The organism is Streptomyces sp. NPDC028308, from assembly GCF_055565855.1.
Window position 1 is genome coordinate 290,521 of the sequence record NZ_JBVHTO010000008.1, and the last position, 12,336, is coordinate 302,856.

Annotated in this window: 12 protein-coding genes; 8 read left to right on the forward strand and 4 right to left on the reverse strand. The window is 71.7% G+C overall.

The annotated features are described in order from the left end of the window. Positions 1-103: 103 nt before the first annotated feature. Complete coding sequence (gene msrA / locus ACZ4VA_RS20220; RefSeq protein ID WP_389391499.1) at positions 104-616, reverse strand: peptide-methionine (S)-S-oxide reductase MsrA; 513 nt, start codon at positions 614-616, stop codon at positions 104-106. 532 nt (positions 617-1,148) lie between these two features. Between msrA and ACZ4VA_RS20225 the strand changes: the two genes are divergently transcribed. The 4 genes from ACZ4VA_RS20225 (at position 1,149) to ACZ4VA_RS20240 (ending at position 6,360) form a co-directional block, all read left to right on the forward strand. Continuing rightward, the gene (locus ACZ4VA_RS20225; RefSeq protein WP_468082292.1) at positions 1,149-2,654 is read left to right on the forward strand and encodes a hypothetical protein; all 1,506 of its coding nucleotides are present in this window, start codon (positions 1,149-1,151) and stop codon (positions 2,652-2,654) included. A 109-nt stretch (positions 2,655-2,763) separates the two neighbouring features. Then, positions 2,764-4,059: an AAA family ATPase gene (locus ACZ4VA_RS20230; RefSeq protein WP_468082293.1), complete on the forward strand. Its 1,296-nt coding sequence runs from the start codon at positions 2,764-2,766 to the stop codon at positions 4,057-4,059. Positions 4,060-4,187: 128 nt separating this feature from the next. After that, the gene (locus ACZ4VA_RS20235) at positions 4,188-5,390 is read left to right on the forward strand and encodes a vWA domain-containing protein (RefSeq protein WP_468082294.1); all 1,203 of its coding nucleotides are present in this window, start codon (positions 4,188-4,190) and stop codon (positions 5,388-5,390) included. 184 nt (positions 5,391-5,574) lie between these two features. Next, positions 5,575-6,360, forward strand: a complete 786-nt coding sequence (locus tag ACZ4VA_RS20240; RefSeq protein WP_468082356.1) for an endonuclease/exonuclease/phosphatase family protein — start codon at positions 5,575-5,577, stop codon at positions 6,358-6,360. A 108-nt stretch (positions 6,361-6,468) separates the two neighbouring features. On the opposite strand, the gene ACZ4VA_RS20245 is transcribed toward ACZ4VA_RS20240, so the two are convergent. Continuing rightward, the gene (locus ACZ4VA_RS20245; protein ID WP_452921034.1) at positions 6,469-7,332 is read right to left on the reverse strand and encodes a PhzF family phenazine biosynthesis isomerase; all 864 of its coding nucleotides are present in this window, start codon (positions 7,330-7,332) and stop codon (positions 6,469-6,471) included. Between the two features lie 92 nt (positions 7,333-7,424). On the opposite strand from ACZ4VA_RS20245, the gene ACZ4VA_RS20250 reads away from it, so the two are divergent. From ACZ4VA_RS20250 to ACZ4VA_RS20265, 4 genes are all read left to right on the forward strand, one after another. Then, positions 7,425-8,324, forward strand: coding sequence for a LysR family transcriptional regulator (locus tag ACZ4VA_RS20250; RefSeq protein WP_356174003.1), 900 nt, complete (start codon positions 7,425-7,427; stop codon positions 8,322-8,324). Positions 8,325-8,496: 172 nt separating this feature from the next. After that, complete coding sequence (locus ACZ4VA_RS20255; protein ID WP_356174006.1) at positions 8,497-8,931, forward strand: ester cyclase; 435 nt, start codon at positions 8,497-8,499, stop codon at positions 8,929-8,931. A gap of 43 nt (positions 8,932-8,974) precedes the next feature. Continuing rightward, positions 8,975-9,868, forward strand: a complete 894-nt coding sequence (locus ACZ4VA_RS20260; RefSeq protein ID WP_356174009.1) for an NAD-dependent protein deacetylase — start codon at positions 8,975-8,977, stop codon at positions 9,866-9,868. A 73-nt stretch (positions 9,869-9,941) separates the two neighbouring features. Beyond that, positions 9,942-10,529: a 3'-5' exonuclease gene (locus ACZ4VA_RS20265; protein WP_355790546.1), complete on the forward strand. Its 588-nt coding sequence runs from the start codon at positions 9,942-9,944 to the stop codon at positions 10,527-10,529. Between the two features lie 94 nt (positions 10,530-10,623). Here ACZ4VA_RS20265 and ACZ4VA_RS20270 read toward each other — a convergent pair whose 3' ends face one another. Then, the gene (locus ACZ4VA_RS20270; protein ID WP_389391506.1) at positions 10,624-10,860 is read right to left on the reverse strand and encodes an acyl-CoA carboxylase subunit epsilon; all 237 of its coding nucleotides are present in this window, start codon (positions 10,858-10,860) and stop codon (positions 10,624-10,626) included. 130 nt (positions 10,861-10,990) lie between these two features. After that, entirely contained in the window at positions 10,991-12,316 is a 1,326-nt protein-coding gene (locus ACZ4VA_RS20275; protein WP_452921029.1) for a hypothetical protein, read from the reverse strand. Positions 12,317-12,336 lie beyond the last annotated feature (20 nt).

The following is a 12,336-nucleotide window of genomic DNA, read 5'->3' on the forward strand; positions in this document are numbered from 1 at the left end:
CCGGCGCGAGCGGCCCGCGGTCACCGACTTCCTCGGGCGGCGTATACGAAACCGCCCCGCGGAACCAGGGATCCGCGGGGCAGGTGACCGTCAGCCGGGTGGGTCAGCTCGCGGCGCGCTTCGGCAGGCGCCAGTTGGGCCGCGGGAAGTGGCAGGTGTATCCGTCGGGGTACCGCTGGAGGTAGTCCTGGTGCTCCGGTTCGGCCTCCCAGAACGCCCCGGCGGGCACCACTTCGGTCACGACCTTCCCGGGCCACAGTCCGGAGGCGTCGACGTCGGCGATGGTGTCCTCGGCGACGCGCCGCTGCTCCTCGTCGAGGTAGAAGATGGCCGAACGGTAGTCGGCGCCGATGTCGTTCCCCTGCCGGTTCTTCGTCGTCGGGTCGTGGATCTGGAAGAAGTACTCGAGGATGTTGCGGTAGTCCGTCTTCGCCGGATCGAAGGTGATCTCGATGGACTCCGCGTGCCCGGCGTGGTTGCGGTACGTCGCGTTGGGGAGGTCGCCGCCGCTGTATCCGACGCGCGTGTCCAGGACACCCGGGAGTGACCGGATCAGTTCCTGCATGCCCCAGAAGCAGCCGCCCGCCAGCAGAGCCCGCTGCGCTTCGTTACTCATGATCCATCTCCTTGTTCGTCGGTGCACACGGCTGGCGACACGCCCTGGTCCATCCGCACGCCCTGAGGGCGCACTGTAGTACCGGCCTGCACTGATGCCGCAGATCATCGAACACCGCGGGCAGGCCGGTCATTCCCCCGGACGGGGTCTGCCAGGGGTGCCGGCGGGCGCCGAGACCGGGGCTTTAGCAGCGACTCCGAGCGCGGTCGAGGCGTACTCGCCGCGGGACGTGCGGGGACACGGCGGGTCGTCGGCGTTCCTGACCGTGAGCCGCTCTCCTGACGCCTTGCGTCACCGGCTGGAGTGGTGATGAATGTCACTGTCCGTGCATCCGTCGCGGCCATGACCAGGTGCTCGATAGGTCGGGCCAGGGCCTCCCCGGCGAGGGCACCTCGCCCCCCACTCCACACGCGCTGGAGGTGGCAACCGCTATAGGCGCATGACAGATCTTCACCGTCGTGGTTACGATGCGCGCGATGAAGAACTTCTCCTCTTTCGGATTGGGGGACTCTTCCGCGAACGGTGAGTGCTGATGGCACTTCACTTCGCGGACGAGATTCCGCCCCACCTGTTGATGTGGCAGCGCGTACGGGAGTACGCCGTGCCACCGTCCATGATCGAGAACGCGACCGCGCGGCGCGCGGCCGGTGACTGGGCGGGGGCCTGCGCCGCCGCCCGCATCTACGTCGATCTCGATCTGCGCGCCGTACGCCGTCGTCACGGCACCGGCATCGTCACCCTCCTCCGGGCGGATCTGCGTCGCCTGGCGCCGGATCTGCTCCGCTGGCACATGCCCCGCATCGCCCCCGACGGCCGGCTACGCCCCGGACTCACCATCTCCCTTGCCCGCTACCGGAGTTCGGGCGGGTCGCCGCTGCACCTGGTGGTGCGGACACCGCCTGCCCGGGCGGATGCCGGACAGCGCATGTCCCTGGCGGTGTGGGACGCCTCGGACAGTCACGGCAGGGGCATCCCGGCGCACCACCCGCATCCGCATCCCGACCGCCGCTTCCGGCTCGACCTGCACCGGCATCTCTGGGACGCCGGGCGGAGCCATGAACTGGCATCGCGGTGCGGGCCGGGAAGACCACTCTCCCTCGCGGCAGTTGACCCGGGCCCCGAAACGCACGGGCCGCTGCGGCCGGATGGACCGGAACGGCACTACGGCGACAACTCCCATTGGGCGTTCGGCAGTTGGGTAGCTGAGGCCGAGCTGTTGCTGCGCGCCGACGGGCTGCCTCGCGGGGCCTTCACCGTACGGCTCGGTGCGCGCAGGTGTGCCGTACTCGACCTCGTCGCGCCCGACGACAGCCACGTTCCGACGCTCCGGCGGCTCCCCGAGGACGCGCTGCCGTCCCAGGTGACCGCTGCTCTGCCGGTCCTGCCGGAGGCGGCGGCCCGCGTCCTGCCGGACCTGGAACTGCTGCGCTCGGGGCTCGTCCCGGTGAACGGGCTGCATCCTCTCGTGGCCGCGGCGCTGACGGCTCCCGGACCTGCGTCTGCCGACGGAGGCCCTCCGGAAACCGGTGATCCGCACCGCGTGCCGTGCCGGGGCGAGATCCACCGCATCGCCCTCCGGGACGGAGTGCTGACAGCCGTCGACCACGATCCCGCCCAACTGCGGCGGGAGGAACTGCTCGTGGCGCTCGGCGGCCCACCACTGCCCTGCCTACGGGCCATCGACGCGGTGCACCGTGATCCGGAGGCGCTGCCCGCCGTCCGGGAACGGCTGCGGCACGGCGACGTCACCGGCGCCTTGGCCGTGGTCGAAGGCTTGCTCGGGCCTGCGGCGATCCTGCGCGACGGACCACTCCAGACCGAACTGGAGTCGGCCATGGCCCGCCGCGTCGACCACGGGCTCTTCCGTTCGGGACTGCTCGACGTGCACACAGGTGCCGGTACGGCAGGGCCTGAGAGCGCGTCGGGCGTGGCACACGCGACGGCCGACCACCGACCCCGTCTGAACCGGCGTACGCCGATCGCGGTGCGCCGCAAGCTGAGCAGCCGCGCCCGGCCCCGGACCGGCCTGGCGTCCTGACCGGCGCCACCGAACTCCCCTTACCTGAGCGCGCGTTCAGCCGTCCGCGCGCCCTCATGACCTCCGGACGGATCCTTCCCCGTCCCCTCACGCCCTCAAGGTGATGCCGATGACCACCAGTACGCTCCTGTCCGCTCCGTTCCCGACCAACGAAGCGTGCGCACCCGCTCGCGCGAACGCGACCGACGCCCACCTCGCCGTCGCCGACAACCTGCTCTCCCTCCTGCGGACGACCACCACCGAGCCGCGCCCGGACGAACAGCTCGAAGCACTGACGCTGGCCGTGGCGGCTGACCTGCCCGTTCTCTTGTGGGGCGAACCGGGCATCGGGAAGACCGCGGCCCTGACCCAGCTGGCGGACTCCCTCGATCTGCCGCTGACCACCGTGATCGCCAGCGTCCACGAGCCGTCCGACTTCTCCGGGCTGCCCGTCGTCGGTGAGGACCCGGCGGTGCAGGGCGTGCCGATGGCACCGCCGCAGTGGGCCGTGGAACTCGTACGGGCCGGACGCGGGCTGCTGTTCCTCGACGAACTCTCCACCGCGACCCCGGCCGTGCAGGCCGCCCTCCTGCGGGTCGTGCTGGAGCGGCGGGTGGGTGCGCTGCAACTGCCGCCGGGCGTACGGATCGTGGCCGCCGCCAACCCCCGCGCCTCGGCGGCGGACGGGTGGGAACTGAGCCCTCCGCTGGCCAACCGGTTCGTGCACCTGTACTGGGTGCACGACCAGGAAGTGGTGGTGCGCGGCCTGGGGGGCGTCTGGCCGAGGGCGGAACTGCCCCGGCTGGTGCCGGAACGACTGCCGGAAGCCGTCGCCTTCTCCCGCCGCGCGGTCTGCGGCTTCCTGGCCGCCCGGCCGACCCTGATCCACCGGCTGCCCAGCACCGAGACTCGACGCGGGGGCGCCTGGCCCTCGCCCCGCAGCTGGGACGCGGCGCTGACCCTGCTGGCCTTCGGCACCGCAGCCTCCGTCTCACGCGACGTACTGGCACTGCTCGTACGCGGCGCGGTCGGTGACGGACCGGGGCTCGAACTCCTCGCCTATCTGGACCGGATGGACCTGCCGGACCCGGAGACACTGCTGGCCGATCCGGGCGCCGCCGAGCTGCCGGAGCGGGGTGACCTGCGGCAGGCGGCCCTGGAGGCGGTGGTGGCCGCCGTCGGCGCGCGGCCGGAGCGGCAGCGGTGGGAGGCGGGCTGGGCCGTCCTGGTCCGGGCGTTGGAGACCGGCGCGGCGGACCTGCTCGTCGCTCCGGCGACGGCACTGGCCGCGGTGCGCCGTGACGACTGGGAGGTGCCGGAGACGATGGAGCGGCTGGCCGCGGTGGTCGGCCTCGCGCGGCAGGCGGACCGCTCGGTGGGACGGGTCAAGGCGGCGGCCGCCAGGCGTACGGGGGTGGCGGGCTGATGGCGGAGGTCGCGAAGCGGCCGGTGCCGCGTCCGATGCCCCGGCCCCCAGCGCCGCGCCCGGTGAGGGAGGTCCATCCGGGGCCGGGGCCCGTCCATGTGTCCGACCGGGCCGAACTTCCGCTGGACATGCAGAAGTTGCTGACCGCCCGGCTGCACGCGGTGAACGTACGGCCCTACCTCGCCGGTGCGCTCTTCGCGCTGCACGTGGTGGAGGACCGGTCGGTGCCGACGATGGCCGTGGACGCTCACTGGCGTTGCTACGTCTCCCCCGGGTTCGTGGCGCGCACCCCGGTGGAGGAACTGGCGGGCGTCTGGGTGCACGAGGTCTCCCATCTGCTGCGGGACCACCACGGGCGGGGCGAGCGGTACGCGCGGCAGCACGAGGAGTACGGGCCGGGCGAACGGCTGCGGCGGAACATCGCCGCGGACTTCGAGATCAACGACGACATCTACGGAGACGGGCTGCCCCGGCCCGCCGGAGTGGTGCTGCCGTCGCTGCTGCGGCTGCCCGACGGACTGCTGATGGAGGAGTACCTGCGGCGGTCCTCCATGTCCGGGCTCGCGGACCTGGCCTGGCTGGACTGCGGCAGTGGCGCCGACGGGCAGCACCGCTCGTGGGAGCTGGGCCCCGACGGGGCGAACGGGCTGACCAGGCAGCAGCGGGACGCGGTTCGCTTCCGGGTCGCGGAGGCGATCAAGGGCCGGCCGGGCAGCGCGCCCGAGGGGTGGCGCCGCTGGGCGGACGAGGCGTTCCAACCGCCTCAGCCCTGGCGGCAGTTGCTGGGGTCGGCGATCCGCTCGGCCGCCGGCGCCCCGGGGGCGGGCGAGAACCACAGTTACCGGCGGCCGTCCCGGCGTTCCGCGAGCCTTCCCGGGGTGATCCTGCCGAGCCTGCGCCGTGTTCCGCCGCGGGTCTGCGTCGTGATCGACACCTCCGGGTCGGTGAGCGACGCCGAACTGGGCAGCGCGCTGCTGGAGGTCGGGGCGATCTCCCGGGCGGTGGGCGGGCGGCGCGACCTGGTCTCCGTCATCTCCTGCGACGCGGCGGCCGGAGTCGCCGTCCCGCTCTGCCGTGCCGAAAGCATGGAGCTGATCGGCGGCGGTGGCACGGACCTGCGTTCCGGTTTCGCCCGGGCGCTGCGCTCGCGGCCCGGTCCCGACGTCATCGTGGCGCTGACGGACGGGCAGACCCCGTGGCCCTCCGCGCCACCGCCCTGCCGCACCGTCGTCGGTCTCTTCCCCCGGCCCGCCGGCTCCGCGCGCGAGGACGATCCCGACTACGTCCCGGACACTCCGCCCGGCTGGGCACGTGTCGTCACCATCGGGTGAGAGGCGGCGAACGCCGTGCCACCGTCCGGGCCGCGACGGGATCGCCGACTCCGCGCGGGCCGGCGGCGGCGTGTCCCATAACCTCGTACAGGAACACGTCGGATGTCAGGGGAATCGACTTCGAGGAGGCGATGTGCTCGCCAGGGGCACGCGCTTGCACGTCGGCGCACTGATCGTGGCCTGCATGGCGCTCATAGGGCCAAGTGCCCCCAGGGATGCCCTCTTCGGCGGGTCGCTGCCGGTCGAGGCGGTCAGGGACGTCGTGCCGAACCGGGTGATGACGTGGAACATCTGCAACCCGTGCGACGCGAGCAACGCAGCCCGGGCGGCGGAGATCGCCACGTACGCGCCGCAGGTCATCGGCCTGCAGGAAGCGTGCGTGCGGGACGTGGAGAGCATCCGGGACCATCTGGAGAACCTGCACGGGCTGGTCTACCACGTCGAGTACGGGGCGGTCCTCAGGAACTGGAGCCGCTGCGGAGGTGTGCCGTGGCGTCCGGGCGGCTACGGACAGGCGATCCTCTCGGCGGCACCGATGAAAGACGTCCTCCGGGCGGAATACCCCGACGGCGGATCCGAGGACCGTGGGTACATGGCCGTCACCACCACCGTGGGCGGACGGTCCGTCCGGGTCTTCGACACACACCTCGCCCAGCGGCGGCAGGAGGGGGTCCGGGCGGCCCAGGCGCGCGTACTGGCCGCTGAGGTCGCCCGGCACGACCGCGCGATCGTCCTCGGCGACTTCAACGCCGTACCGGACGCCCCCGAGCTCGACAGGATGTGGACACTGGCCCTCGACACGGACCCGCAGTGCCGCCACTCCGTCTCCGGGGCCTGCGAGCCCACGACCGACTGGCAGAGCAAGTTCGACTACGTCTTCCTGCGAGGGATCGACTCGTCGCGGCACCGTGTGCGCCCGAGCGTCCACTCGGACCACCATCTGTTCCTCGCCGACCTGGACACGACCTGAGCGGGCGCCCCGACCGAGCCGGCCGGCGGTCCGGGGAGTGCGCGGTGCGCTCCGCCGGTCCCGGGCCGCGACGGCTCGCCCCGACGCGGGCCCGGGGTCCTGCCGCGTTCACTGCTTGATCGGCACCGCTTGTCCGCTGACGCGTACCCGCGGGTCCGCGGCGTCGATGTCGACGTCGAGCAAGCTGGGGCGGCCCATGTCGTCGCCCTGGTGGATGCGCACGGTACGGCCGTGCGGTGCCAGGCCGAGGGTCCTGAGGTATCCGCCGAACGCGGCAGCCGCGGCGCCGGTCGCCGCGTCCTCGACGACTCCCCCGACGGGGAACGGGTCGCGGGCGTGGAACAGATCGTCCGACTCCCGCCAGACGAGCTGCAGAGTCGTCCAGCCGTGGCGGCGCATGACCTCGCCGAGGGCGTCGAAGTCGTAGTCCAGGTCGGCGAGTCGGGCCCGGGTGGCGGCGGCGAGGACGAGGTGCCGCACGCCCCCGAAGGCGACGTGCGCCGGGAGTTCGGTGTCGAGGTCAGACTGCTTCCAGCCCAGTGCTGCGAGAGCCTCGCTCAGCTCGGTCCCGCTCGCCGGCCGGGTGTGGGTCGGGACGCTGGTCAGCGTCGCGTGCAGCGAACCGTCGGCGTCGGCGACCGTGAGGACGGGGACTTCGCCGGCCTGGGTGTCCAGCATCAGCAGGCCCGGGCCGATGCGTTCGGCCAGGGCCACGGCGGCGGCGATGGTCGCGTGTCCGCAGAAGTCGACCTCGGCGAGGGGGCTGAAGTAGCGCACGGTGAACCGGCGTTCGTCCATGTCGTGCTCCGTGATGAACGCCGTCTCGGAGTACCCCACGTCCGTGGCTACGGCGAGCATGCGGGCGGCGTCGTACGACGCGGCGTCCAGGACGACCCCCGCCGGGTTCCCGCCCTGGGGGTCGGCGGTGAAGGCGGCGTAGTGCAGCACCGTGTCGGTGAGGTTCGAAGTCATGTCTCTACGGTGCCACCCCTCCGACATCGAAGAAAGCGATGATTCTCGATGGATGTCATCGGGAAAAGCGATGGCTCGGGTAGGGTCCGAGTGTGGAGACACAACTGATCCGGACGTTTCTGACCGTCGCGCGGACGGAGAACTTCACGTCGGCCGCGGCGGAGCTGCATCTCTCGCAGTCCACGGTGACGACGCAGGTCAAGTCCCTGGAGAAGATGCTCGGAGTCCAGCTCTTCGACCGTATGCCGCGCGGGGCCCGCGTGACCGCCGCGGCACGACGACTGGTGCCGGAGGCCGCGGCCGTCCTCGACGCGGAGGCGAGGCTTCGCTCGGCCGCCGCGGACTCCGAACCCTCGGGTACGGTCGCCGTCGCCGCGGGAGACACCCTGTGCTCCACGCATCTGCCTCATGTGATCGCCGCTCTGCGCCGCAGCCACCCGAACATCGCCGTGCACCTGTTCCCCGCCGGCACCCACGCCTCGGTCGAAGGACTCCGCAGCGGCCAACTCGACCTGGCCCTGCTGCTGGAGGACTCGGTCGCCTTCCCCGACCTGACGGCGACCGTCATCGCGAGGGAGGCCCTGTCCCTGGTCGGACCGCCGGGGCACCCCCTGGCCTCGTCACGAAAGCCTGCCACGTGGCGTCAACTCGCCGACGAGGACGTCTTCTTGCACGAGGAGGGCTGCTCCTACAGCGACCGGATCGCGGGCCGGCTCCAGGCCGCGTCCGGCGCGCACACCCGACTGACCCGCCTCGGCAGCAGCGAAGCGGTCCGCAGCTGCGTCATGGCCGGTCTCGGCATCAGCATCCTGCCCCGTACGGCGGTCGCGACCGCGCTGCGCGAGGAGCGCCTGGCCGTCATCGAGGGCCCGGCGCTGCCCGACGTCCCCGTGCAACTGGTCCGCCATGGCGAGCGATGGACGTCACCGGAGGTCCGCGTGGTGGTGCAGGCCCTGACGGACCACTTCTCCACGACGCGGCACGACGGATGACCCGCTCCGCTCGCGCGGGCCCGACGCCCTCGTGCGCGACAGCCGAACCGGCGGCAGGTCCCGCGCGTCAAGCACCGTCCGCGAGCCTCCCTCAGGGGCCGTGTCACATTCCGAGCGGCCGCCCCGTCTCATCGCTGTGACCCCTTCCAACACGGGCCCGAGGAGAGACCGCATGCCGACAACCGAGACGACGGACAACACGGCGACGCTCCACCGCTTCCACTCCGCCGTGAACAGCGGTGATCCGGACACCGTCCTGAAGGCCATCGACGAGTTCGTCGCACCTGACGTGCGCTTCCATGCCCCCGTCCCGATGGGCGAGACCGGCGCGAAGGCGCTGAAGCAGGTGTGGGACGTGCTGCTGCGCGCTTTCCCCGACATCCACGTCACCATCGAGGAGACGGTCGCGGAGGGGGACAAGGTCGTCTCCAGGAACACCGTGACCGGGACCCACCAGGGCGAGTACCGGGGCCTGGCCCCCACGGGTCGCGCGGTCACCTACGGCGAGATCTTCGTCTTCCGCTTCGTCGACGGGCGGATCGCAGAAATACGGGGCGTCGTCGACGTCCTCACCCAGCTGCGCCAGCTCGGCGCCCTGCCTTCCTGAGCGACGTGCCGGGTCGCGGCGCGGGATTCCGTACCCTGGCTGAATGCGCATGCGTCCCACTCTGAACTGGACCCCCACCGGGGATCTGCCGCCGGGCACCACGGACCTGGAGCCGGTCGCCGAGGCGCTGGGCACCGGCGGCGTGCTGGTGCTCAGCGGGGCGGGCATCTCCACGGAGTCCGGCATCCCCGACTACCGGGGCGAGGGCGGGAGCCTGAGCAGGCACACCCCGATGACCTACCAGGAGTTCACCGCGAGCGCCCCGGCCCGGCGGCGCTACTGGGCGCGCAGCCACCTCGGCTGGCGCACCTTCGGCCGGGCTCGCCCGAACGCGGGGCACAGGGCCGTCGCCGCGTTCCAGCGGCACGGTCTGCTCTCGGGTGTGATCACGCAGAACGTCGACGGTCTGCACCAGGCAGCCGGAAGCGAGGGTGTCGTGGAGCTCCACGGCAGCCTGGACCGGGTCGTCTGCCTGACCTGCGGCGCTTTCACCCCGCGCCGGGAACTGGCCCGCCGTCTGGAGGAGGCCAACGCTGGTTTCGCCCCGGTGGCCGCCGCCATGAATCCGGACGGCGACGCCGACCTCACCGACGAGCAGGTCGGCGACTTCCACGTCGTTCCCTGCACGGTCTGCGGCGGCATTCTCAAACCGGACGTGGTCTTCTTCGGCGAGTCCGTTCCGCCGTCCCGGGTCGCGCACTGCCGCGCCCTGGTCGACGGGGCGACCTCGCTGCTGGTCCTCGGATCCTCACTGACCGTGATGTCGGGTCTCCGGTTCGTCCGTCATGCCGCTCAGGCCGGAAAGCCGGTGGTGATCGTCAACCGGGACCCCACGCGGGGCGACCAGCACGCCGTCGCCCGTGTCACGCTCCCGCTGGGAACCGCCCTCACCACCGTGGCCGAACAGCTGGGCATCCCCGGGGACGGCACCCTCTGACACGTCGGCCCCCGATGCCGCCCCGCACAAATGGGGATGCCGGGACCCAGCTCGCGTCTCTACGCTCGGCCGCATGCGCCGCGAATCCGCCCTGCTGAACGTCATCGATGTGGAAGCCACCTGCTGGGACGGACAACCGCCGCCCGGCTCCGTGAGCGAGATCATCGAGATCGGTCTCGCCGTCGTGGACGTGTCGGCACGGCGCCGCGTGTCGAGGCACCGCATCCTGGTCCGCCCCGCCCGGTCAGCGGTGAGCGACTTCTGCACCGAACTGACCGGCCTGACCCAAGCCGAGGTGGAGCAAGGCGTCACCTTCGCCGACGCGTGCCGGATCCTCGTCCAGGACCACGAGGCCGGGGAGCGCCCTTGGGCCAGCTGGGGCGAGTACGACCGTCGGCAGTTCGCGCGGCAGAGTCAAGCCCACGAAGTCGCCTACCCCTTCGGCCGGCCGACGGAGCGCACCCACACGAACGCCAAGGCCGTGTTCGCCGCGGCCTACGGGCTGCGCAAGAAGCCCGGTATGGCTCACGCCTTGCAGATCGCCGGACTGCCGCTCGAAGGACGGCATCACCGCGGCGAGGACGACGCGTACAACATCGCCGCGCTCGTCCTCGATCTGGTGGGCCGTGGCGCATGGCCGGCCACGGCCACCGTCGTCTAGACAGATCCCCTGCGCATCACATCGCGGGGGCGGAGCACCGGTTCACGCCGGCGAGCAGCCCACCGTCCTTCGCACCGACCGTCACGGTCACGCGTCAACCCGCGAACGGGAGTCGGGGTGGATGGCGCCACGAATGGGGAGCGCGGTAGACACCTTGGCTGCCGTCCTGCCCCCATCGCGCGGTCCCCGGCTCCTCCTTCAAGTCGTCCTCGTCTCGGTCCCGCCCGGACAGCACGGCGCCGAGGACCACCGCGATCGCCGCGAGCTCCTCCTCCCCCGCGGTGCCCCGCACCACCCGCAACTCGGTTCGGACACTGTCCCGTTCACCCACGAGGGCCTCCCGACGACGCAGCCCGCCACGACATGCTCAGGCTCGGGCACACGCCTCGAAGAACGCTTCCGTCCCGGTCGAGAAGGCTTCGAGAACCGGTACAGGCCGTCCGGTCACCGAAGGACGCTCGTCAGCCGTCCGAACCGCACTCCTCCTCCAGCTGTCTCAGGACCTCTCGGAAGTCGTCGAGGGCCGGCCCGAACTCGCGGGTGGTGGCACGGAAGGCCGAGCGGTCGAGCAGCGACCTGACGACTGCCGGAGTTCCCTCCGCGGGGCGGTGCCGGGACCAGCGCAACGCCAGTTCCACGCCTTCGTCGAACAGCGCGCCCGTGTGCTCGGTGCACCCTCGGGCGCCCGCTTCCCAGTGGACGGCGGAACGAATGGTGAACACCCGGTGCAGCCGCACCAGTTCGGCGAGGTGGCTTTCAGGATCTTCAGCGGCCCGTGTGGCGAGGGCGTCCACCTCGTCACGGAGCGCGTCGCGGCTGTCGAAGTAGTCGCGTCGGACGTCGGGTGACCACCGCAGTGTGACGACGCCCGACGGCGGCCGGGGTTCTCCGGGCCGCGGCCGCTCGCTCTCGGCGCCGGACATCAGCGACAGCACCGCCCAGTACGACGACTGGTAGCCGCTCCAGGACTTGCGCTCGCCGGTGGCCGCCAGTTCCGTCAGCAGGACGAGCGCCTCCTGCCGGGCCGCGGCGGCCTCCCGTCGTCGGCCGTGGGTGCCGAGCATCCGCGCGTACTCGAACAGCGCGAAGAGGTGGCAGGCGATCGGGCCACGGTCGTTCGCGGCTTCGGCCGCCTCCATGTCGACAAGTGTCTTGAAGGCGGCGAGTGCCTCCTCGGACCGGCCCGCGTCACGGAGAGCGGCGATCCACTGCAGCAGGATCCACGCCAGACCACCTTCGGCGGGGCCACCGGGCAGCGCGGTGGCCGCCAACTCGGTCGCGGCGTCGGCGGCTTCGACATAGCGGCCCTCTTCGGAGAGTCCCGAGGCCCACTCGGACAACCCTCTGATGGCGCGGCTTCGTGACGTCTCCGCCTGAGCCCTTCCGATGGCGAGCATCTCCGCACGCATGGCGAGCCCTTCGGCTCGTCTGCCCACTTCGTACAGTCCTCTCTGGCACGTGCCGAGGGCCTCGTACAGGAGATTCGCGCGCTCCGGCTCGGCCGGATCGACGGTTCGTGCGGCGGCCACCGCCTCCTCGCACAGTGCGAGGCTCACTTCGGGCCGGTGGCTGGGGTCGTAACTGAGGTGCTGCAGCGCCTTCACCAGGCGGGGCAGGTAAGCGGCGGGACTGACCTGAGCAAGGACACGGTAGGCGCCGACTTCCTCGCGAGGAGTGCGGCGTCCCGAGGCGAGCAGTACATTCCGCGCTCGCAGGATGTCGTCCTGGTCGATTTTCGCCGAGTAATTCATGGCGGAATTCTGGATGTCGCCGAGAATGCCGGACAAGCCGTAAAGGCTGTGCCCTT